General features: G+C 54.6%; 19 protein-coding genes. 16 read left to right on the forward strand and 3 right to left on the reverse strand.

The window, feature by feature from the left end; genetic code table 11:
• Positions 1-42: 42 nt before the first annotated feature.
• Positions 43-555, reverse strand: a complete 513-nt coding sequence (locus JXO48_03015) for an NUDIX hydrolase (protein ID MBN2282839.1) — start codon at positions 553-555, stop codon at positions 43-45.
• The gene (locus tag JXO48_03020) at positions 542-1102 is read right to left on the reverse strand and encodes an NUDIX hydrolase (GenBank protein ID MBN2282840.1); all 561 of its coding nucleotides are present in this window, start codon (positions 1100-1102) and stop codon (positions 542-544) included. The genes JXO48_03015 and JXO48_03020 overlap by 14 nt, the downstream gene beginning before the upstream one ends.
• Positions 1103-1435: 333 nt before the next feature.
• On the opposite strand from JXO48_03020, the gene JXO48_03025 reads away from it, so the two are divergent.
• Positions 1436-3109, forward strand: coding sequence for a phosphoenolpyruvate carboxykinase (locus tag JXO48_03025; protein MBN2282841.1), 1674 nt, complete (start codon positions 1436-1438; stop codon positions 3107-3109).
• A gap of 20 nt (positions 3110-3129) precedes the next feature.
• The gene (locus JXO48_03030) at positions 3130-4227 is read left to right on the forward strand and encodes an ATP-dependent 6-phosphofructokinase (protein ID MBN2282842.1); all 1098 of its coding nucleotides are present in this window, start codon (positions 3130-3132) and stop codon (positions 4225-4227) included.
• A 34-nt stretch (positions 4228-4261) separates the two neighbouring features.
• Here the strand turns inward: JXO48_03030 and JXO48_03035 are convergent, their stop codons facing one another.
• Positions 4262-4681, reverse strand: a complete 420-nt coding sequence (locus tag JXO48_03035; protein MBN2282843.1) for a YjbQ family protein — start codon at positions 4679-4681, stop codon at positions 4262-4264.
• A gap of 347 nt (positions 4682-5028) precedes the next feature.
• Here JXO48_03035 and JXO48_03040 point away from each other — a divergent pair, with 347 nt between their 5' ends.
• The 14 genes from JXO48_03040 (at position 5029) to JXO48_03105 (ending at position 20634) form a co-directional block, all read left to right on the forward strand.
• Complete coding sequence (locus JXO48_03040; GenBank protein ID MBN2282844.1) at positions 5029-6210, forward strand: thiolase family protein; 1182 nt, start codon at positions 5029-5031, stop codon at positions 6208-6210.
• Positions 6152-6625: a Zn-ribbon domain-containing OB-fold protein gene (locus tag JXO48_03045; GenBank protein ID MBN2282845.1), complete on the forward strand. Its 474-nt coding sequence runs from the start codon at positions 6152-6154 to the stop codon at positions 6623-6625. The genes JXO48_03040 and JXO48_03045 overlap by 59 nt, the downstream gene beginning before the upstream one ends.
• Before the next feature lie 31 nt (positions 6626-6656).
• Positions 6657-7493, forward strand: a complete 837-nt coding sequence (locus JXO48_03050; protein MBN2282846.1) for an enoyl-CoA hydratase/isomerase family protein — start codon at positions 6657-6659, stop codon at positions 7491-7493.
• Between the two features lie 26 nt (positions 7494-7519).
• Positions 7520-8683 (forward strand): acyl-CoA/acyl-ACP dehydrogenase, encoded by a 1164-nt coding sequence (locus JXO48_03055; GenBank protein MBN2282847.1) that lies wholly within the window; start codon positions 7520-7522, stop codon positions 8681-8683.
• Between the two features lie 22 nt (positions 8684-8705).
• Entirely contained in the window at positions 8706-10268 is a 1563-nt protein-coding gene (locus JXO48_03060) for a long-chain-fatty-acid--CoA ligase (GenBank protein MBN2282848.1), read from the forward strand.
• A 111-nt stretch (positions 10269-10379) separates the two neighbouring features.
• Positions 10380-11762: an NADH:flavin oxidoreductase gene (locus JXO48_03065; GenBank protein MBN2282849.1), complete on the forward strand. Its 1383-nt coding sequence runs from the start codon at positions 10380-10382 to the stop codon at positions 11760-11762.
• 85 nt (positions 11763-11847) lie between these two features.
• Positions 11848-12870 (forward strand): amidohydrolase, encoded by a 1023-nt coding sequence (locus tag JXO48_03070; GenBank protein ID MBN2282850.1) that lies wholly within the window; start codon positions 11848-11850, stop codon positions 12868-12870.
• A gap of 15 nt (positions 12871-12885) precedes the next feature.
• The gene (locus tag JXO48_03075) at positions 12886-13533 is read left to right on the forward strand and encodes a cobalamin-dependent protein (GenBank protein ID MBN2282851.1); all 648 of its coding nucleotides are present in this window, start codon (positions 12886-12888) and stop codon (positions 13531-13533) included.
• A complete protein-coding gene (locus JXO48_03080; GenBank protein ID MBN2282852.1) occupies positions 13533-14651 on the forward strand; it encodes a hypothetical protein in 1119 nt (372 codons plus the stop codon). The genes JXO48_03075 and JXO48_03080 overlap by 1 nt, the downstream gene beginning before the upstream one ends.
• A gap of 152 nt (positions 14652-14803) precedes the next feature.
• On the forward strand, positions 14804-17767 hold the full coding sequence (locus JXO48_03085) for a molybdopterin-dependent oxidoreductase (GenBank protein ID MBN2282853.1): 2964 nt from the start codon (positions 14804-14806) through the stop codon (positions 17765-17767).
• 1 nt (position 17768) lies between these two features.
• A complete protein-coding gene (locus JXO48_03090; GenBank protein MBN2282854.1) occupies positions 17769-18617 on the forward strand; it encodes an oxidoreductase in 849 nt (282 codons plus the stop codon).
• Positions 18614-18766 carry a hypothetical protein gene (locus tag JXO48_03095; protein MBN2282855.1) on the forward strand — a complete coding sequence of 51 codons (153 nt, stop codon included), beginning with the start codon at positions 18614-18616 and terminating at the stop codon, positions 18764-18766. Before JXO48_03090 ends, JXO48_03095 begins: the two co-directional genes overlap by 4 nt.
• 10 nt (positions 18767-18776) lie before the next feature.
• Positions 18777-19604, forward strand: coding sequence for a 3-oxoacyl-ACP reductase FabG (locus JXO48_03100; protein ID MBN2282856.1), 828 nt, complete (start codon positions 18777-18779; stop codon positions 19602-19604).
• A gap of 13 nt (positions 19605-19617) precedes the next feature.
• The gene (locus JXO48_03105; protein ID MBN2282857.1) at positions 19618-20634 is read left to right on the forward strand and encodes a hypothetical protein; all 1017 of its coding nucleotides are present in this window, start codon (positions 19618-19620) and stop codon (positions 20632-20634) included.
• The last annotated feature ends 22 nt before the right edge of the window (positions 20635-20656 follow it).

The following is a 20656-nucleotide window of genomic DNA, read 5'->3' on the forward strand; positions in this document are numbered from 1 at the left end:
ACGTACACGGTAAATAATCGTAATTCGTAATCCTTCTAATCTTTAATCCCCTCTGCCCCTCAGATAGTCCTTCAGGGCGTCGCGGGTGCTTCTGAATGCGATCTCATTCCAGGGTATTTCGGATGGGGCGAAGAATTTCACTTCCAGGGTTTCATCCCGTGCTTCCGCGGTCCCTCCCGTGATGTCCGCAATGTAGACGACGATCACTACCGATTCACCGGAGTATGAATAAACGCCGACAAGAGAGCGGATCGCCACATCGAGTCCTGTTTCTTCACAGGCTTCCCGGACGGCCGCTTCCCCTACCTCTTCACCGGCATCGACAAAGCCACCGGGAAGCACCCATTTGCCGGCGGAAGGTGAGATCGCCCGTTTCACCAGCAGGATCTTTCCGTCGACTTCCATTATTGTGCAGGCCGCGATCTTCGGGTCTATATAGAACACGAATGAACACCGGGAGCACACAAGGCGCTCTGGTTCACCTTTCTTTATCTGCTTTTTTTCGAGTGAACCCCCGCAGAGCGGGCAGAACCGGTAGAGGTCACTTCTTTCCATGATGAAGGCGGTATTCCATGAAAAATCGATAGAAGGCGACAACGACCAGGGAATGGGTGATGACACCGTCGCGGATCAACCGGGGAATAATATCGAGCGGGCAGGTGATCACCTCGATATCTTCCTTTTCGTCGAGCTCCTGTGTGCCGGCGGGAACACAATTTGTCGCCAGGTAGGTGTAACAGCGGTTGTTCTGTATGGCTGGATTCGGATGAACGAACCCGAGGGATATCAGTTCCTCCCCTTCATACCCCGTTTCTTCGCGAAGCTCGCGCCGGGCCGCGTCGAGCGGCGTGTCTCCCGGTTCCACAAGTCCGCCGGGGATCTCAAGGGTTACGTTTCTGATACCGTGACGATACTGGCGGATCATGACCACGTCATTCTCCCGGGTAAGGGGGATGACGTTGATCCAGGAGGATGATTCAAGGATGAAAAAATCGTGTTCCTTGCCGGTCCTCGGCGACCGTGCCCGGTCCGTCCTGAGGCTGAAGACGCGAAAGGACGAATCCCGTTTACTTTTTATTATCTTCCAGTGGTCTGGCGGCATGAGGAACCTATAGACAAAAGAAAAGCGGGGGTCAAGGAATAAAAAGGCTTAATGCCTGAGGATTAATGGGATTATGGATTAGAAGGATTCCGGATTACGGATTACGATTATTTACCGTGTACGTCTTTTGGCCTGTTTCGTAGTATGCCGATTTGTCGGCGTTTTTTAAAAAGCGCCCGATGAATCAGGCAACTACTTTTCTTTACTCTTTTTGCTTTTCACACTTTGTCGCTTTGTCGCTTTGCCACTTTACCCTGGCAGTCATTCCTCTTGACATAGTTCTTTACATTTCATAAAGTTACAAACTTCATCACACGAGGAGAACAGGGGGTTATGAGAAACTATTTCAAGGAAGCGGCGGTGACGATCTATCGGGAGGCCCGTGAAGGGGGCCGGTTGCTCGAGGGGCTGGGGCTTGACCAGTTGAAGGAGCTCTCCCTGCGGCAGGAAGGGGTGATCCAGACGAACCTGGGGTCGGTGGCGGCCGATTCGGAACCCATGTCACGCTCGGCGCCCTTTACGAAGAACAATGTTGACCATATTTTCGGCGAGGAAGAGGAACGGCTTGCCCAGCAGGCCATTGAGCGCTTGCGGAGAGATCGGGTGGTATCACTGGACACGATCATCGGTGACGGGCGCGATGGGGTAACGGCGCGTTTTCTGATGCCGGAGCAGTATATACAGATCGCTTACGGATTAAAGCTGTTGTTCGAGGACACGCCGGCGCCGCGGGTAGTGGAGGAGCCCACCTATACCTTGATATTTTTCAGCGATGACTCCTTTGAACGGAACAAGGTCAGAAAGCTCCTGGAGAAGGACGTGACGATCCGGTTGTGGATGGGTGAACGCCGGGGTGACCAGGTGAAGATATGCCGGAACAGCACCTATCTGGGAGAGGCGAAAAAAGGGGTGTTCCAGTTCGAGGGATGGCGGGTAAAGGCCATAGACAGGCAGGGAATATTTCTGCACTGCGGAGCCCGGAGGGACAACCTGTGGATATACGACCTGGAGACGGAAAGGCCTGAGTTGCAGGAGCGGGTGACCGGGGTTGCCGGGCTGACGGCGACGGGCAAGACGACGACGCTCTGCCGGAAGCTGGCGAAGCTACCCCGGGAGACATCGGAGATGATAGGGGATGACGGCGGCACGCTCGGGTTCGACGGGAGTTATGCGGCCTTTGAAATGGGCGGCGTGTACATCAAGACGGAAGGTCTTGATGAAAACCAGCCTGAGATCCTGCGGGCGGCGCTGAGCGCCGACACGTTCCTGGAAAACGTTGCCATATCGAAATATCCTTACATGCCGGATTTCATGGACCTGAGCAAGACAGGAAACGGCCGGGCCGTCATCCGGCGGGACAACCTGGGACTGGCGAGCAAGGGCCTGCGGGCGGACCGCCTGGACTTTATCATCATGCTGACGCGCAATCCCCTGGCGAACGTCATATCGAAGATGACACCGGAGCAGGCGACGATGCAGTTCATATACGGGGAATCGATCGAGAGCACGGGGGGCAATCCTGAGGAAGCAGGGACGTTCAAGCGCGTGGTGTTTCTGGATCCCTTTCTGACGGGAGACCGTCTCGAGCATGCCATGCTGTTTTACGAGATCCTCAGGCGGAACCGGATCAAATGTTACCTGGCGAACACGGGGACCATCGGGGAGCACGAGATGAAGGTTTCCCTGCGGCAGTCTCTGGCGACTTACAGCGATGTGATGCGGACGCAACTGCGTATAGGATCGGAGCCGGACCACCTGGGGTATCATTATCCCATCAAGAGCGACCGCTCGAACATGGACCTGATGAACGCGTCCCCCATGTTCCGGGACCGTGAACTTCTGAGGCGCAAGGTATCGGATTTTCTGAAAGGCCGGCGGCTCGCTCTCGAACAGTTCGAATCGAAATGGGGAACCATTCCCGATGAGATCAGGGAATCACTTCCCTATCGGGAGGACCAGCTGCGATTTTCCTTTTCGGAAAAGGATAATCATCACTTTGTCGAGTAGGAAGGGAGGTCCGTGTTTTTATGAAGATAGCCGTCTTGACAGGGGGAGGGGATTGTCCCGGTCTCAACGGGGCCGTAAAGTGGGTAACGAAAACAGCCCTTGACCTCCATCTCGAGGAGGACCGATCTGAGAAGTTTGAAGTGCTCGGCGTCATGGGGGGCTGGAGGGGGCTCATCGAGGTGGACCCTGAAAGCGAGGAAAGCCGCCGCCGTCACCTGAAGGTGCTGACCGAGGAAATTGTCAGGGCCTGGGACCGCCAGGGCGGCACGAATCTCGGGACGACGCGGACGAACCCCTTCAATCCGAAAAATGACCGGTCACAACAGGTCCTTGAAAACATCGAAAAGCTCGGCATCGATGTGATCGTCGCCATCGGAGGGGAGGACACCCTCGGGGTGGCTCACATGCTGTACCGGCAGGGTATCAGGACCGTGGGTATTCCCAAGACGATCGACGGCGACCTCGAGGGGACCGAGTATTCCCTTGGTTTCGATTCTGCCGTCAATATCATCACAGAGGAGATCGACCGTCTGAGAACCACGGCGGGTTCGCACGGCAGGATATTCGTGGTTGAGACGATGGGACGCCATGCGGGGTGGCTGGCACTGTACGGCGGGGAGGCAAGCGGCGCGTACATCATTCTGATCCCCGAACATCCCTTCAACATGGAACGTGTCTGTGACCTGCTTCGCGAACGGGAAGGGAGGGAGATACAGTACAGTATCATTGTCGTTTCCGAAGGCGCGAAACCCGAGGGGATGAGCGAGTTTGTGAAAGACACGAAACTTGATGATTTCGGGCACCGCTCACTTGGCGGCATAGCGGCCTATGTGGCCGATGAGATCGGACGCAATACCGGATTTGAGGCCCGGTACGTCATTCTCAGCCATCTCCAGCGGGGGGGCGTGCCCTCGGCCCGCGACCGCCTGATGGCCCGCCGGTTCGGGATCGCCGCCGTTGACATGATCCTGAACGAGGATTACGGCAGAATGGTGAGCCTTTCACACGGAGAGATAACCTCCGTCCCCCTGAAGGAGGTCGTCGACAAACTGAGACTCGTTGAAGTCGAGAAATATTACGATACGCAACGCTACAACGGAAAGCGTACCATCCTCTGACAGAAAGGGAAAACCCGCGGTTCACTGCAAAACGTCAGTCACCGATGATCTTCACCAGCACCCGTTTCCTCCTTCCCCCATCGAATTCTCCATAGAATATCTGTTCCCAGGGACCGAAATCGAGCCGTCCTCCGGTGATCGCCACCACGACCTCCCTGCCCATGACCTGCCGTTTCAGATGGGCGTCTCCGTTGTCCTCGCCGGTCCGGTTGTGACGGTAGCGTGCTATCGGTTCGTGAGGCGCCAGCTCTTCCAACCATCGTTCATAGTCCTGATGAAGACCGGATTCGTCGTCATTGATAAAGACCGAGGCGGTGATGTGCATGGCGTTCACCAGGGCAAGGCCCTCCCGAACGCCGCTCGAGCGCAGGCATTCCTCGACCCGGGGGGTGATATTGACAAAGGCCCGTCGCGTGGGGATATTGAACCACAGTTCCTCCCGGTATGATTTCATCCGTCATTCCTCCTTATATAAATGATGTGCATCCATATCGTCATAACCCCTCTCATTTCAGGCTGAAGACCGTCAAGACTTTTTACTGCGGTATCAGAAGATGCGTATGTACCCAGTCCTTTCTTCGGTACCCATCTATTCAGTTACACTCTTTAATAATGGTGACAAAATTAATACTCACTATTAAGAAGATATCAGTAACATACTGATAATAATATTAATATAAGAACATGCAAATAATTATTGACAACCAAGTACTGTATATAGTACAGAACTATCCTGTCATATCGGGGCATCTATCGCGATACAATGAAAACAATTCAGAGATCAAAGGAGGTTGTCTGCATATGAGCAAGGGGAAAATAGCCATTGTCGGGATTGGCGAAGTTCCAACGGCCAATATGCCAACACGCACTCACTGGGACATTATTTACGACACCTGCATGGAGGCGGTGAAAGATGCGGGACTGCACAAGAACGACATCGAAGGCGTGGTCAGTGTTTCGCCGCAGGCCCAGCCGAAGATAACCGCGGAGCTTTCCTTCGGCAAGCTGCCCGAGGAACTCGGTCTCAAGGGGTGCAAAGATACGGTGAGCTGTAATGCAGGCGGGGCTTCAACCTCGAACTGTCTGCGCATGGCCGAACAGTGGATTCACAGCGGTATAGCCAAAGCGGTGCTGGTACAGCACGTGACCGTCCATTCCACCATACCCCTGGCGGATCAGATCAATTTTTTCGCCAAGGCGGGAGTGGATCTCCAGTGGGAATATCCCTACGGCACGACGTACAACATCATCATGGGCCTCATGGCAAACCGGTTCATGCATGAATCGGGCTGCACGCCGGAACAGATGGCTTCGGTGGTCACGGCGCTCAGAAGCTGGGCATCACGGGACCCCAATTCGTTCTTCTATAAAAAGGATGTGCCCTCCGTCGAAAAAGTGCTCTCCTCCGATCTGCTCAATACACCGCTGCACAAGCGGGAAAGCAACGTGCTGGGTGACGGTGGATGTGCCATGGTGGTGGTTTCGGCAGAGGACGCACAGAAGATGAAACGGCCGGCGGCTTACAAACTTGGCGATTCGGTCCGCTACTTCAGTGGAACCTGCGTCATGCGTGATTTCAAGAAAGTTGAAGAAGGATTCCGGGTAACCGCCAGGGAGGCCATGGCCCAGGCGGGTATTACCAAAGAAGATGTCAGCATCTGGAACTGTTACCTCGCCTATCCTCTTGCCCATCCGCTGGTAGCCGAACTTCTTGAAGTGGCGCCTCCCGGCAAAGCGGGTCAGTATTTCCTGGAGGGTCGCATGTCCTTCGGCGGCGATATTCCCTGGTCCACGATCGGCGATGCGCCGGGTCGGGGACACACCGGTTCGGGCGTGAGCGCAGCCCACTATGTCGAGACCGCGCGTCAGCTTATGGGCAAGGCCGGAGAGCGCCAGGTGAAGAACTGCAGATATGTCTATCAGAATGCCGGCGGCGGTTCGGGATTCAACAATATCGCCACCATCTGGGGAAAGGAGATCTGACATGGAATTCGATATGACCAAACCGGTACCGGAAGTTCAGCCCTGGTCCGAGAAATTCTGGGAAGGCACGAAAGAGGGGAAGCTGCTGATCCAGGTATGCAAGGACTGCAAATCCAAAATATTCTATCCGAGGAAATACTGCCCGGAGTGCTGGTCCGGGAATCTGGATTGGATAGAGGGAAGCGGCAGGGCGAAGATATATTCCTTCTCCACCGCATACAGCATGGTGGAGCCGAAGTTCATGGACGAGCTTCCCTACACCATCGCTTACGTGGACCTTGAAGAGGGCATCCGGATGATGACACGGATCGTGGACTGTGAACCCGCGGACATAGCGATCGGCATGGATGTGGAGGTGATATTCCATGAGCGGGGCGGGTTTTACCTGCCCTATTTCAGGCCGGTAAGGCAGTAGGTAAACAGAAAGGAACAGGGGGTGACACGTCATGGGTGAATATCAGACACTGTTGTATGAGATCGGCGGTCCCAACGACGCCGTCTGCCGGATCACCATGAATCGTCCGGAAAAATACAATGCCATCAATAGAGAGATGGCGGGAGAGCTTATCGATGCCTTTCGGCGGGTCAGGGATGTGCCCTCTGTGGGGGTCGTCGTTTTTTCCGGTGCCGGGAAGGCCTTTTGCACCGGGGGGGACCTGGATGTGTTCCCATCGCTGGCTGAACACCAGAATTCCCTGAACTGGCTTTCACATGAAGGGCTTGATGTTCAGCGGGCGATTACGGGCTGCGAGAAGGTGGTCATCGGCAAGATCACCGGGCACTGCCTTGCCGGCGGGCTCGAACTGGCCCTGTGCTGTGATCTCCTCTACGCGAAGGAAACGGCACGGATGGGTACGACGGAGATCAACATGGGTATCCTGCCGGGCTGGGGCGGGACGGCGAGGCTCCCGCGCAGCATGCCTGTCTACCGGGCACGGGAGATCGTTTACAGCGGCCGGAAGGATTACACGGCGCGAGAGATGTACGAAATGGGATTTTTGACCCGGGTATTCCCCGATGACGAGTTTGAGGAGAGATTTGAAGAGGTGGTGACGAACATCGGCGCCAAGAAGCCCATCGCCCTTCGGATGGCGAAGGAGGTCATGGCAAAGACCCTGGAAAGCGGCTCTATTGAAACAGCGCTGGCCGTTGAGCGAAATGCCATCCAGTGGCTTGTCTATTCCCCCGATATCCAGACCGTCATGGACATGTACCGGGCGAAACCGGACCAGCTCGTGAAGGACCAGAAGAAAAAGAACATCGAATCGGATGTGTCGGAATAAGAGAACACTCAATAAGGAGAATAACCATGGACTTCGGATTTACGGAAGAACAGACCATTATCCAGCAGACCTTCCGTTCCTTCTGCGAGAAGGAGCTCTCCTGGGAATATGTGCAGTGGATGGATGAGAACGTGAATTTTCCTCCCGACGAACTCTGGCAGAAGTTCGTCGACCTGGGTATGTTCTGGGGAATGATCCCCGTTGAATACGGAGGACAGGGAATGGGGCAGGTTGACGGGATGATCGCTTATGAGCAGATCTGTGCCCGCTCCATGTCGGTCGCGCTGGCCCTGGGCGTTACCATGGGATTCGGTGTACGATTCATCGGGGAACTGGGGACAAAGGAACAGAAGGACACCTATCTCCCCCTCATCGGAGAAGGAAAGTTCAAGACCTGCATGGCCCTGACCGAGCCGGGCGGAGGGACCGATATCCTCGGGGCGATCAAGACAACGGCGGAAGAGAAGGACGACCACTGGGTCATCAACGGTCAGAAGGTCTTTATCACCGGCGCTCATGTCGCCGATTCGCTGATCACCATCTGCAGGACGGAAAAAGAAGGGAGCCGCAGCCGGTCTCTCAGCAATTTCATGGTGCCCCGTGGATCAAAGGGAGTGACGATCAGAAGCATTCCGAAGATAAGCTGTCACCATTGTGATTCCGTGGAGATATTTTACGATGATGTGAAGGTGCCGAAAGAAAACCTCCTCGGTACACGGGGAAATGCCTTCTACGAGATCATGACCGTCCTGAATCCCGAGCGGATCGGCGTTGCCATGATGGGCGTCGGGATCATTGCCGCCATCTATGATCTCTGTTTCAAGTACGTCCAGGAGAGGGCCGCCTTCGGGGGACCCATCAGCCGGTTTCAGATCCTCCAGAACTATCTTGCCGACATGTATATCAACCTCGAAAATTCCCGGAACATCACCTACAAGTCGGCCTGGCTCTGCGACACCGGGAAACCCTATCACCTTGAAGCGACGATGGCGAAGCTCGTGGCTGCTGAGGGGGCGCGGCACGCGGCGACGTTTGGTTCCGAGATCTTCGGCGGATACGGTATCTGTAACGAATATCCCATATCCATGTTTGTCCGGGATGCTTACCAGATACAGTTCTCGCCCATTTCAAACGAAATGAGCAGGAACATGCTCATGCAGTTCCAGGGGTTGCCGAAATCATGGCCCTGAAAAATGAGGAGAGGAAGATCGAATGTACACATTAAGAGACATTCCGCGGGTCGGGGCGATCATGTTCCGCGACAACACGGCCATCGTCTTTGAGGGAAAGCGATGTACCTATGGAGAGTTCAACCGGCGGGTAAACCGTTTTTCCCATGTCCTCATTTCCCTCGGCTGTAGAAAGGGAGACCGGCTTGCCGTGATGGCCGACAATTGCTCGAAGTACCTGGAGGCTTACTTCGGGGCGGCAAAGATCGGCATGAGCGTCACCCCGCTCAACGTGCGCCTCGGCGACGACGAGATCACGTATATCGTCAATGACAGCGAGGCGACGGTACTTGTGGTCGGCGACGGATACGAAGAAAGGCTGGCCGGGCTCAAGGGACGCTTCACCGGCATAGGGAACTGGATCAGTTTCGATAATCCTGTTGACGGTTTTCTCGACTATGAAACGCTTCTGGCGGGATCGCCCGAGGCGGAACCTGACGTTGATGTGTATGATGTTCAGGAAGACGACCTCGCCGTTCTCATGTACACGGGCGGTACTACCGGGCTCCCCAAGGGTGTCATGCTCTCCCACCGCAACGTCATGATCTCCGGCATCGCGTCGGCGCTTGCAATGGGATTTACCCAGGAAGATGCCACCTGTTTCGTCCTGCCGATCTTTCACGTGTCCTGGTGGCCCATTCTGGCGGTGATGATCGCCGGGGGAAAGGCGTGCATCAACCGCCGTCCCGATCTCGACGCGATCTTTCAACTTATCCAGGACGAGAAATGCACGCACATGAATCTCGTGCCCACCATCTACGGATGGATGGTGGATTATCCCAATGTTGAGAAGTACGACCTTTCGAGCCTCCGGCTTCTTACCTATGCGGGGAGCCCGTTCCCCGTGGAAGTCCTGAAAAAATGCATCCGGAAATTCGGCAACAAGTTCGCGCAGGGATACGGAGCGACCGAGACGGCAGGTGCGGCGATCGCCATGCTGGACTGGCGGGATCATCATCTCGAGGGGGAAAGATCAAAATATCTCCTGAGCGCCGGACAGCCGGCAATATGCGCGGAAGCGAAGATCGTGGATGACGATGACCGCACCCTCGCTCCCGGCGAGAAGGGAGAGATCTGCGCCCGGGGAAAACACATCATGATGGGCTACTGGAAAAACCCGGAACTCACCGCCGAGGTCCTGAAGGGAGGCTGGTACCATACCGGCGACATGGGCTACATGGATGAGGACGGATACATTTACATGACGGACCGTAAGGCGGACATGATCATCTCCGGCGGCGAGAACGTGTATCCCAAGGAAGTGGAGGATGTCATCTATGCCCATCCCGCGGTGAAGGAGTGCGCGGTCGTCTCCTCTCCCAGCGAAAAGTGGGGAGAGATCGTCCAGGCCGTGGTGGTGCTCAAGCCGGGAGAGAAGGCTGCGGAAGAAGAGATCATCGAGCACTGCAGGAAAACCCTGGCGGGTTATAAATGTCCCAAGGCGGTGGCCTTCTGGGATGATATTCCCAAGACCATCGTCGGCAAGATCATGAAGAAAGAGATCAAACAGAAGTTCTGGGAAGGGAAAGGCAGGGTGATCAGTTAGCGGGCGGTATCCCCGGTGTGGGAGCGAACAGGGGCGTGAAGCACACCATGCATGAAACAAAAGGAACGTTTGTGGATCATTGATAATAGATCGAAAACAGGAGGAACGAAAATGGCAAAAGGAACAGGGAAAGCAGTCAAGAAGGAAGGAACATTCACCCATATTTTCAGCCCTATCAAGCTCGGCCCGATCGAATTGAAGAACCGCATCGCCCTTGCACCGATGAACGAAACGATGTCCGGGGTGAACGGCGAGGCAACGGAGCAGATGCTCTCGTACTATGCAGCACGGGCGAAGGGGGGCACTTCTCTTGTCTGCACGGGCGCGGTCATGGGAACACGTCTGGCGTCCGAATTCGTATGGGGCCGGAACCTCTATCTCTTCCATATGGGTCATCTGCAGGGACTTGGCATGCTCACCGAACGCATCCATTACTTCGGGTCCAAGGCCGCTATCCAGATGACCATCGGCTTCGGCCGGCAGGGCCATTCGTACGATCACCACAAGCTGGCTCCCGCGCCTACGGCAGGTTTGCCCTATGAAATAACTGCCGAAAAGGCCACCGACCATGTCGTAGATGCCTGGCGCATGATCGAATATGCCAAATCATTCATGGTTGGGCAGATGACACGGGAGATGACGATTTCCGAGATCCAGAGCGAGCAGAAGGAATTTGCCCAGAGCTGCCAGCTGGCAGTCATCGCCGGCTTCGATGTCATCGAGATCCATGCCCCGCACGGCTATATCGAGCACCAATTCCTGTCACCGCTTTCCAACAAGCGCACGGATCTCTATGGCGGGGAATGGCGCAACCGCAAGCGTTTCCTTCTGGAGATCGCCGAGCAGATCCGTTATGCTTGTCCGGGTGTGGCGGTGGGAGTCCGGATCAGCGCGGAAGAGCATATGAAGGGAGGACTGACGGAGGATGAGATGATCGATGTGGCAAAGGACCTCGAAGCGAGGGGGATCGATTATATCTCCCTCTCTGACGGCGCCGGCTATGAAGAGGGAGGGCATCTCATTACCGACATGGACCGTTCGAAGCATATTCCCGAACATGGCCAGGCCTTCAAGAAGGCCCTCAAGATCCCGGTGATCGTGGCCTCTCAGCATGATCCTAACAAGATCGAAAAGAACATTGCCGAGGGTAAATACGATATCCAGGCCCTGGGCCGGCAGCTCTTCTGCGACCCGGAATACCCCAACAAGCTCGCGGCCGGAAAGGTCAAGGAAATCGTCAGGTGCTCACGCTGCAACACCTGCCTCATGCGCTGCCTGAGCGGGATTACCCCCGCCTGCCCCAATAACCCGAATCTTGGGCGTGAATATGTCCTTGACGAATACAAGATCGGTCCCTGGAGGAAAGATGAACCGATCCTGCCCGAAGGCATAGTCCGTGTTCCCATGCCGGCCATTGACCGGCCGTGGTGGAAGAAAGAGCTGACCTTTATCGAAAAGAGCTGGCGGCCGCTCCAGGGAAGGACGCCGCGGTAAGGGAAGGATTAACGGATTAGCGGATTAATGGATTAAGAGGATTAAGGATCAGGTGTCTGATCAGAGAAAATGAAAGGAGCGAACCATGGCGGATGATTTCAAGAAAGACGGTTACTTCAAAATAGACCCGGAGTGCCATCTCATCGGTGACATGGAGCATATCAACTATTTCCCCGGTGTCCAGATGTGGTGGCGCGCCATCGAAAATATCAGGAGGCCGCTCATGCTTGGCGCGCCTTTTTCGTTGCTCGAACCGTTCATTAAGGGCATGGAAGAACGGGAGATGCTCAAGGACCCGAATCCGGAAAGTATCCTGTGGGCCATGGACAAGTATGGTGTCGATATTGCCTGCCTGCTTCCCGAGTCGATGATGGACTCCACAGGCTTTTCCACGCGCTGGGTGACGAACGGGCAGATGGCGAAAATCGTGGAGACGAACCCCGACCGGTTCATGTACCAGCCCAACATCTCTCCCATCAAGCACCGGGGTGTAAAGAACACGATCGATGAGCTCACTTACTGGGTAAAGGAAAAGGGCGCGAAGATATTCAAGTTCTATCCGCCCGAGGATACGTATATGAATGACCCCGACATATGGCCTGTCTATGAAAAGGCCGAGGAATTCGGCATCGTCCTTGATATCCACACGGGATTCTGCTGGGTGCCGCCGGGCAAGAGCAAGTACGCCCTGCCTGTGCAGCTCGATGACGTGGCGCGCGATTTCCCGGAGCTCAAGATAAACGCCTTCCACATGGGGTATCCCTATTGCGACGACCTCAACATGATCGCCATGCAGCATCCCAACGTATACGTCTGCCTGAGTCTCCTCATTCCATGGGCGGCGACGGCACCCCGGAAGTTTGCGAAGATACTCGGCGAAGCGATGCGCTGGGTTGGGCCGGACAAGATCACCTGGGGAACCGATTACGCGGGATTCGCCGCGCAGATAAGAGGTGGCGTCATGGGACTCCGGGATTTCCAGATACCCGAGGACATGCAGTTATCCTATGGATATCAGCCGATCACTGATGAGGACAGGCGGAAGATATTCGGCGCCAACCTGGCGGGACTCCTGGGCATCGACAGTTCAAAGCGAAGGGTGAAATAACGGAAAGGTATTTCCATGACACTTTCGGGACTGCCCCGTTCACTTGCAAACCTTGATGAAAAGGAAGTGCTGCGTCTTGTGAATGAATGCCTATCCGGTAACGGGAATAGTACCCCTCTCATCGAAGGCCTGTCAAAAGGATTTGATGAGGTCATGGAACGGTACCGGCGGAGGGAATACGCGCTCTTTCACCTGGCGGCCGCGGGGGATATCACCCGAAAGGCACGGGCCCTCGTCGATGCCGCCGGTGCCCGCGGGAGGTCTCCGTTACCACGGGGTACGGTTGTCCTGGGGACTGTTCGGGGCGATATACACGACATGGGGAAAAACATCGTCGGCACCGTGCTTTCCTGTGCCGGCTATGCGGTAATAGACCTTGGCGTTGATGTTTCCCCTGATGAATTTGTCAGGGCTGCTGATTCTCCCGAAGTATCGCTCGTGGGGATCAGCATTCTTCTGGCAACATCCTATGAGCCGCTGCGGGATACGGTGCGGGCCTTGAAAACTATGGAGCCCCGGCGGTCGCTTTCCGTCATGATCGGTGGCGGTTCTGCCGGCGAGGGAGTGAAAAAGTATGCAGGCGCCGATCATTTCGGCCGCACGCCGGTTGACGCCGTTGCGATCGCTCACCGCGTCTACGGTGCAACGAAGGATGTCGAGTGATGAATTCCTTTGAGCGTATTGATGCCGTTCTGGCGCTGGAACAGCCGGACCGCGTGCCTCTCTCGCCGATCCTTGACCATTGGGCGGCGACCTTCACGGGAATATCGAATGCCGTCCTTATGAGTGACCCGGAAGAACGGATAAACGCCGTCATCAGAACGGCGACCAGCCACCGGTGGGACATGACCTATCTTGCAGACCTGGTGAACACGCCGCTCCTGCAGGTCGGCGTGCCTGCCCGCCTCCTGTTCCCCGGTCGCGATCTCCCGGCCGATGCGGCGCACCAGTTCGACGAGCGGGGCTTCATGGAGGACGCGGATTATGACATTCTTGTCTCGGAGGGGATCTATCCGTTCATCGAGGCGATCGCCACGCGGATATACCCGGAGATGACGCTGGAATCAGCGTTGATCTCACTTGACAGCGCCGGGAGGCACGGTGTTGAAGCCGCGGCCCGGGTGTGTGAAGCGGGTATCGTTCCGGAATCGGGATTTATCCTGCCCGGTCCTTCCTACGAGTATTTCAGCCTGGCACGAGGGTTGGAAAGGGCCATGGCCGACCTGCGGGAACGGCCCGGGGTAATGAAGGAAGCAGGCCGGCGCTATTGCCGCGACATGGTGGAACTTGCCATGAACGCCGTCGATCAGATCGGGATCAGGCGGGTGTTTATCGGATTGAGCCGATCGGCTGCCTCGTTTCTCAGCGCGCCGCTTTTTGAAGAAATGGTCCTTCCCGACCTGGAATACCTGGTCCGATCCCTTCTGGATGCCGGTATCATGCCGATACTTCACTGTGATTGCGACTGGACCCCGTTCTTGCACTATTTCCGAAGATTTCCCCGCGCTCGGTGCTTCATTGAACTGGACGGCTGCACCGATATATTCGAGGCAAAGAACATCCTGGGAGACACGATGGCCATCAAGGGTGACGTACCCGCGGAGCTGACCGCCCTGGGTTCGGCGGAAGAAGTTCGCCGGTATTGCCGCCGCCTGATCGAGAGTGTCGGCGCCGGGGGAGGGTTCATCCTCAGCTCGGGCTGTTCTCTGCCGGCGAACGCGAAATCCGGGAACGTCATGGCCATGACTGAGGCCGTTGAAAAGTGGGGGCGCTATGAATGAGAAACTTGTGATCGACCTGACGGGGCGTGTTGCCCCGATCACCGGTGCTGCAATTCCGATCACAGGGAGTGCGGACCTTCCGACATCGTATCAATATCGGAAATCAGTTTAAGGATGTGGCTATGAAAACACAAGAGTCAAAGATAGCAAAGATGTCATTCTCCGCAATACTTATTGGTTTGGAGAAAATGTTGCGATTCAAAGCTCGTCGATATGCGCAATTAAAAGAACTGATGAAACAAAAGAATTGCTGCATTCAGATAAGGCTCAAAGATAAGTCGCAGGGCAGATATTTCATATTTAATAATGGGAACGTCAGTTCAAAAAACGGCATTCATCCTCATCCCGATGCCACGTTGATATTTTATGATGCCGAAACAGCCGCCAAGCTGATGATGCCCATGCACACGCCATTGGACCAGTTAAACGCGATGAAGAACTTCAAAATTGTTCCGGAAGGGCCCGATGAATTAACTATGTGGTTCACCCGGTTGACCAATCTGATGGTAAATATCGGCCTGTACCAGCACTATGGCGTCGATATGGGCAATGGCGTCATGCGATACACCAATGGCACCATTGCCGGCCCGGTGTTCGTCTATGTGAAAGATGGAAAAATCCTGCGCATCACTCCCATAGAATTTGATAACACTGACGCTGATTCCTGGACGGTAAAAGCCAGGGGCAAGGAGTTTACACCACCGCGCATATCTACCCTTTCTCCCTATGGATTCAATTTTAAATCACAGGTCTATTCTCCTGACAGGCTGCTCTATCCCTTGAAGCGTGTCGATTTCGATCCCAACGGTGAACGCAACTGTAAGAACAGGGGGGTGTCGGGCTACGAAAGGATCAGTTGGGACGAGGCCCTTGATATCGTTGTTGGCGAAATCAAACGGGTCAAGAGAGAGCACGGCCCGGGCGCCATCATGCAGAGCACCGGCTCGCACCATTCATTCGGGAATAACGGCTATTACATGAGTGCGCAGCGAAGGTTCATGAATATGATCGGCCATACCTTTGTCCTGCAGAATGTCGACAGTTGGGAAGGATGGTACTGGGGCGCCATGCATCACTGGGGCGGCAGTTTTCTGCTTGGGGCGGGCGATCCCTCAGGGTGCGTTGAGGAAGCGTTGAAACACTGCGAGATGATGATCTTCTGGTCGAGCGATCCGGAATCCACAAACGGGGCCTACGGTGGCATGGAAGGGACCATCCGTCGTCTCTGGCTCAGAGATCTTGGGGTTAAATTTGTCCATATCGATCCTTTTTATAACCATACAGCCGCATTGCTTGGAGGCAAGTGGATGGCGCCGCGGCCGGATTACGGGAACGCGCTGTCATTGGCCATTGCCTATGTCTGGATCACCGAAGACCTCTATGACAAGGAATATGTGAAAACCCGGACAACAGGATTTGATGAATGGAAAGATTATGTTTTAGGCAAGGAAGACGGCATACCCAAAACCCCTGAATGGCAGGAGAAAGAGACGAATGTCCCCGCAAAAGATGTGAGGGCGCTGGCAAGAGAATGGGCGTCAAAGAAGACCTTCCTGGGTGTTGGGGGGTTTGGTTGTACTTTGGGCGGAGCGTGCAGGTCGGCGACAGGAATTGAATGGGCCCGTTCCATGGTCTATCTGTTGGCCATGCGGGGCCTGGGAAAAGAGGGAGTCGGCCTGGGGAACATGCAGGCGACCACACCGGTCGACCTTACGTTCTACTTCCCCGGCTACACGGAAGGCGGGTTCTCCGGAGACCTCGCACGGACCGGATTGGCGATCAACATGTACCAAAGGATGCCCCAGTTGCCGTCCATGAACCCCTATGCCAGGCAGATGGTGCCGAGAATCAATGTGCCGGAAGCGATCCTTGAGGGAAAAACCAAGGGCTATGGCAACATAATGGAATCACAACACGTTGAACACCAGTTCCAGACCTTTGAGTATCCGCACCCGGGTTATTCGAAGGTTAAAATGTACTACAGGTATGGCGGGTCCTTCATCGGGACCATGCCTGAATCAAATCGTTACGTAAAGGCATACAGGACCGACGAAGTGGAATGTGTCGTGAACCAGTCCATCTGGCTGGAAGGCGAGGCCACGTTTGCAGATATCATCCTGCCTGCCTGTACGAACTTTGAGAGGTGGGACATCAGCGAGGCGGCAAATCCGGGAGGATATGGTTTCGGTGCACAATCACAGCTGAACCACCGCGTTATAACGTTGCAGCATAAGTGTATAGAACCCCTGGGAGAGTCGAGATCGGATTACGAAATATTTTATGAGTTGTCTAAGAGGCTTAACCTCGCAGGATATTATTCAGAGGGGTGCACCGAATTGGACTGGGTGAAAAAGACGTTTGATGCCACGGACCTGCCAAAACACATCTCCTGGAAAGACTTCATGAAAAAAGGCTATTTTGTGGTTCCCGCGCCGAAGGAAGAACTGAAACAAAAACCCGGTTACCGGTGGTTCGCCGAAGGAAGAAATAATGATACATATAAGCTCGGGCCGCTACCGGCGGACATGAAAGACGGCATGGCCAATGAGGGCCTGCAGACACCGTCGGGGAAGATAGAATTTGTCGCCACGACCTTGAAAAGATATGACCCCGATGATCCCGAGAGACCGCCGATGAGTAAGTATATCCCCTCCTGGGAGGGCCATCATACGACCGATCTTTTGCGAAAATATCCTCTGCAGATGCTAACCCCGCATGCACGCTACACCTTCAACACGATGAATGACGGCAAGAGCAGTTGCGTGAACGATGTCAAAGACCACCGGGTTTTGATCGACGGTTATTACTATTGGATTGTCCGGATGAACACGGGAGATGCAAAGGAGAGAGACATCAGAAACAATGATTTGGTAAAAGTATTCAACGACCGCGGGGTGGTGATCTGTGCAACACAAGTCACGGAGCGGCTTCCGAAAGGCACGGTTCATTCTTACTCATCCTCGGCAATATATGATCCAATAGGCGAGCCGGGGACATCTCCTGACCGAGGAGGCTGTGTCAACCTTCTCACGCCCAAGAGACCCATTATCTCAAGATCAAGCTCATGCGCAGCAAATTCCAACCTTGTTCAGATCGAAAAGTGGGGAGGAATGTAGAATGAAAAAATGGAATATGATCATCGATGTTAAAAATTGTGAAGATTGCAATTGTTGTTTTCTGGCCTGTAAGGATGAGCATGTAGACAATGATTTTCCTCCCCACTCCTCTTCTCAGCCCACACATATACACCGCTGGATCAATATTATGCGCAAGGAAAGAGGCCAATTCCCATTAATTGATGTCGCCTATCTGCCCATACCATGCATGCACTGCGACAATGCGCCGTGTATAAAGAATGCGGCGGATAATGCGGTGTATAAGAGAAATGATGGTATCGTCATCATTGACCCCATACAATCGAAGGGACAGAAGGATCTTGTAAAGAGTTGCCCCTATGGCGCTATCTGGTGGAATGACGAAAAGGAAATACCTCAGAAGTGCACTTTTTGTGCTCATCTTCTCGATGATGGATGGCAAAAATCAAGATGCGTCCAGGCTTGTCCGACAGGAGCGCTGAGAATGCTTCATGTTGAAGATTCAGAAATGGAGAAGGTCATACAGGACGAGAGGCTGGAAGTCCTTCATCCTGAATATCAAACAAAACCTCGCGTATACTATAAGAATCTCTACCGCTACTTTAAATGTTTTATTGCCGGCAGTATTGCGCTGAAACATGACGGTATTGAAGATTGTGTCGAAGGGGCATCAGTGGCCCTTTATCATAATGGAGAAAAGCTGTCTGTGACGAAAACTGATAAATTTGGCGATTTTAAGTTCGATAAACTCGAACCTGACAGCGGTTTGTATAAAATCAGCGTGGAAAGTGCGGAATTGGAGAAGAAGATTATTGAAATCGATTTGAAGGAAAGTTGCAACGTGGGTACGATCCTTCTCCATAAACGGTGATCAGGACTTGCATACGCCGCCTGATCGAGAGCATCGGTGCCGGGGGAGGGTTCATCCTCAGCTCGGGCTGTTCTCTGCCGGCAAACGCGAAACCCGGGAACGTCATGGCCATGACGGAAGCCGCTGAAGAGTGGGGGCGCTATGAATGAGAAGCTTGCGATCGACCTGACAGGGCATGTTGCCCTGGTCACCGGTGCCTCGCGCGGGCTGGGCCGTTCGATTGCGCTTACCCTTGGTCGGGCCGGTGCCCGTGTTGCTGTCACGGACCTGCTGGTGGAAACTGAAAAAATAGATACCCATGAGGCAGCAAAATATGGCCTTCTGGCCGGGTATTTTGCCGGGACGCACGTCGTGAGGACAAAGGCGACGGCCGACGAAATAACAGCGGCGGGGGGGCAGGCCTGTGCCTTCAAAATGGATGTGACCAGGCGCGATGAGATAGAGCAGGTCGTCGGTGAGATATCGGATTCACTGGGTGAGGTCGATATCCTTGTGAACAACGCCGCGGTGATGGACAACTTCGGTTTTCTGGAAGCCCAGGACCTGGAACTCTGGGAGCGGGATATCCGGATCAATCTGACGGGGGCCTTCAACTGCATCAAAGCGGTCTGGCCCGGTATGATGAAGAAGAAATGGGGGAGGATTATCACGGTTTCATCAATAGCTGGACAGATGGGTGCATACGCGCAGCCGAGCTACGGTGCCTCCAAGGCCGGACTGGTCGGCCTGACGCGGTCTCTCGCCCTGGAAGGCGCGCGGCACGGGGTGACCGTCAATGCGGTCCTGCCGGGATTGATCGGCACCGAGGCGGTGAAGCTTCAGAAACCTGATATGAAGGAACGGTTTAAAGATCGAATTGCAATGAAACGCCTGGGGGAGCCCGAGGAAGTCGCTTCTGTAGTGGCCTTCCTTGCTTCCGGGATGTCCGGCTATATCACGGGGGCCGCGATCCCGGTTACCGGTGGCGTTGACTTGCTCACGTTTTAAATTGCCGATTACCATGAAACTGCGCAGGTATAACATTTCAAAACAGACCGTTGAATTCAGGAGACCCAATTTCGGAAAGGCCATTACTGACAATCTTGCGACGATCTCCGTGGATCCTGACGTTCTTGACATGGCTTCCGAAACGCAACCACTGCTGGAACTGATCCGGCCGATGGCCAAATTCCACCTTGTGACAAAGGTGGAGATTCCCAAACTGGCGCGGCGGGGCAAGCTCATTGAATACGGCTGGGGCGTCATCCGGTCGCTTGTCATGATGAACGTGATGCAGCACCCGGGAATGAACCCGGTTTCTCGGAACAGGCAGTCCAACCTGACGGACCTGAAAAAGGAGATCGCGGAATATGCCCGGGAGCGGGGATACATCTGCGGCTTCACAAAGATCGACCGCCGGTTCATTGCCGAAGGTGATGACCGTCTGTTTCCCTATGACACAGCGCTTGTTCTGGGAATGGAAATGGACAGGGAACTTCTTGATGAGGTCCCTTCTCCCGGAAAGAGGCTCTTTGATTTCGAGATATACGTGAGATCGGGAAGGCTTGTTTTTGACGTGGCCCGTTTTATCAGAAGCAGAGGATATAGATGCTTCGTTCGAGCACCTTTTGACGGGGGAGTAAAGTACCCGCCCCATGCGGTGATGGCGGGTCTCGGTGAACTGGGGGCGAACGGAGTGGTTATCACCCGGGAATTCGGGCCCCGGGTGAGATGGTGCATGATCAGCATCAATGCCGATATCGAGCTCGATGAACCGGTAAACCTGAACATGGCGGACTTCTGTGATGATTGCCGGCTGTGCATCAGGGCCTGTCCCGGCGGGGCCATTCCGGAAGAGCGCTTCTGGTGGCGAGGCGTGAACAAGCGAAAGATCAACGACAGCCGCTGCTATCCGTTTTTTATCAAATACGAAGGTTGCGGTCTGTGTTTGAAGGTCTGCCCGATTCACAGGTTCGGCTACGATGCGTGCATGGAGTGGTACATGAAGGATGGAATAGTGCTCGGGAAGCGGGCCTGACAGCACTCACCGGATCCGATTT

It is taken from the genome of Deltaproteobacteria bacterium (assembly GCA_016933965.1).
Taxonomy (GTDB): Bacteria; Desulfobacterota; Syntrophia; order Syntrophales; family UBA2210; genus JAFGTS01.

Bases quoted from the DNA above. Each gene is read 5' to 3' on its own strand.
- JXO48_03065 (MBN2282849.1), top strand. From the start codon at position 10,380: ATGGCAAAAGGAACAGGGAAAGCAGTCAAGAAGGAAGGAACATTCACC.
- JXO48_03080 (MBN2282852.1), top strand. From the start codon at position 13,533: ATGAATTCCTTTGAGCGTATTGATGCCGTTCTGGCGCTGGAACAGCCG.
- JXO48_03105 (MBN2282857.1), top strand. From the start codon at position 19,618: ATGAAACTGCGCAGGTATAACATTTCAAAACAGACCGTTGAATTCAGG.
- JXO48_03015 (MBN2282839.1), bottom strand. From the start codon at position 555: ATGGAAAGAAGTGACCTCTACCGGTTCTGCCCGCTCTGCGGGGGTTCA.
- JXO48_03030 (MBN2282842.1), top strand. From the start codon at position 3,130: ATGAAGATAGCCGTCTTGACAGGGGGAGGGGATTGTCCCGGTCTCAAC.
- JXO48_03045 (MBN2282845.1), top strand. From the start codon at position 6,152: ATGCCGGCGGCGGTTCGGGATTCAACAATATCGCCACCATCTGGGGAA.
- JXO48_03050 (MBN2282846.1), top strand. From the start codon at position 6,657: ATGGGTGAATATCAGACACTGTTGTATGAGATCGGCGGTCCCAACGAC.
- JXO48_03075 (MBN2282851.1), top strand. From the start codon at position 12,886: ATGACACTTTCGGGACTGCCCCGTTCACTTGCAAACCTTGATGAAAAG.
- JXO48_03035 (MBN2282843.1), bottom strand. From the start codon at position 4,681: ATGAAATCATACCGGGAGGAACTGTGGTTCAATATCCCCACGCGACGG.
- JXO48_03085 (MBN2282853.1), top strand. From the start codon at position 14,804: ATGTCATTCTCCGCAATACTTATTGGTTTGGAGAAAATGTTGCGATTC.
- JXO48_03070 (MBN2282850.1), top strand. From the start codon at position 11,848: ATGGCGGATGATTTCAAGAAAGACGGTTACTTCAAAATAGACCCGGAG.
- JXO48_03090 (MBN2282854.1), top strand. From the start codon at position 17,769: ATGAAAAAATGGAATATGATCATCGATGTTAAAAATTGTGAAGATTGC.
- JXO48_03040 (MBN2282844.1), top strand. From the start codon at position 5,029: ATGAGCAAGGGGAAAATAGCCATTGTCGGGATTGGCGAAGTTCCAACG.
- JXO48_03025 (MBN2282841.1), top strand. From the start codon at position 1,436: ATGAGAAACTATTTCAAGGAAGCGGCGGTGACGATCTATCGGGAGGCC.
- JXO48_03020 (MBN2282840.1), bottom strand. From the start codon at position 1,102: ATGCCGCCAGACCACTGGAAGATAATAAAAAGTAAACGGGATTCGTCC.
- JXO48_03055 (MBN2282847.1), top strand. From the start codon at position 7,520: ATGGACTTCGGATTTACGGAAGAACAGACCATTATCCAGCAGACCTTC.
- JXO48_03060 (MBN2282848.1), top strand. From the start codon at position 8,706: ATGTACACATTAAGAGACATTCCGCGGGTCGGGGCGATCATGTTCCGC.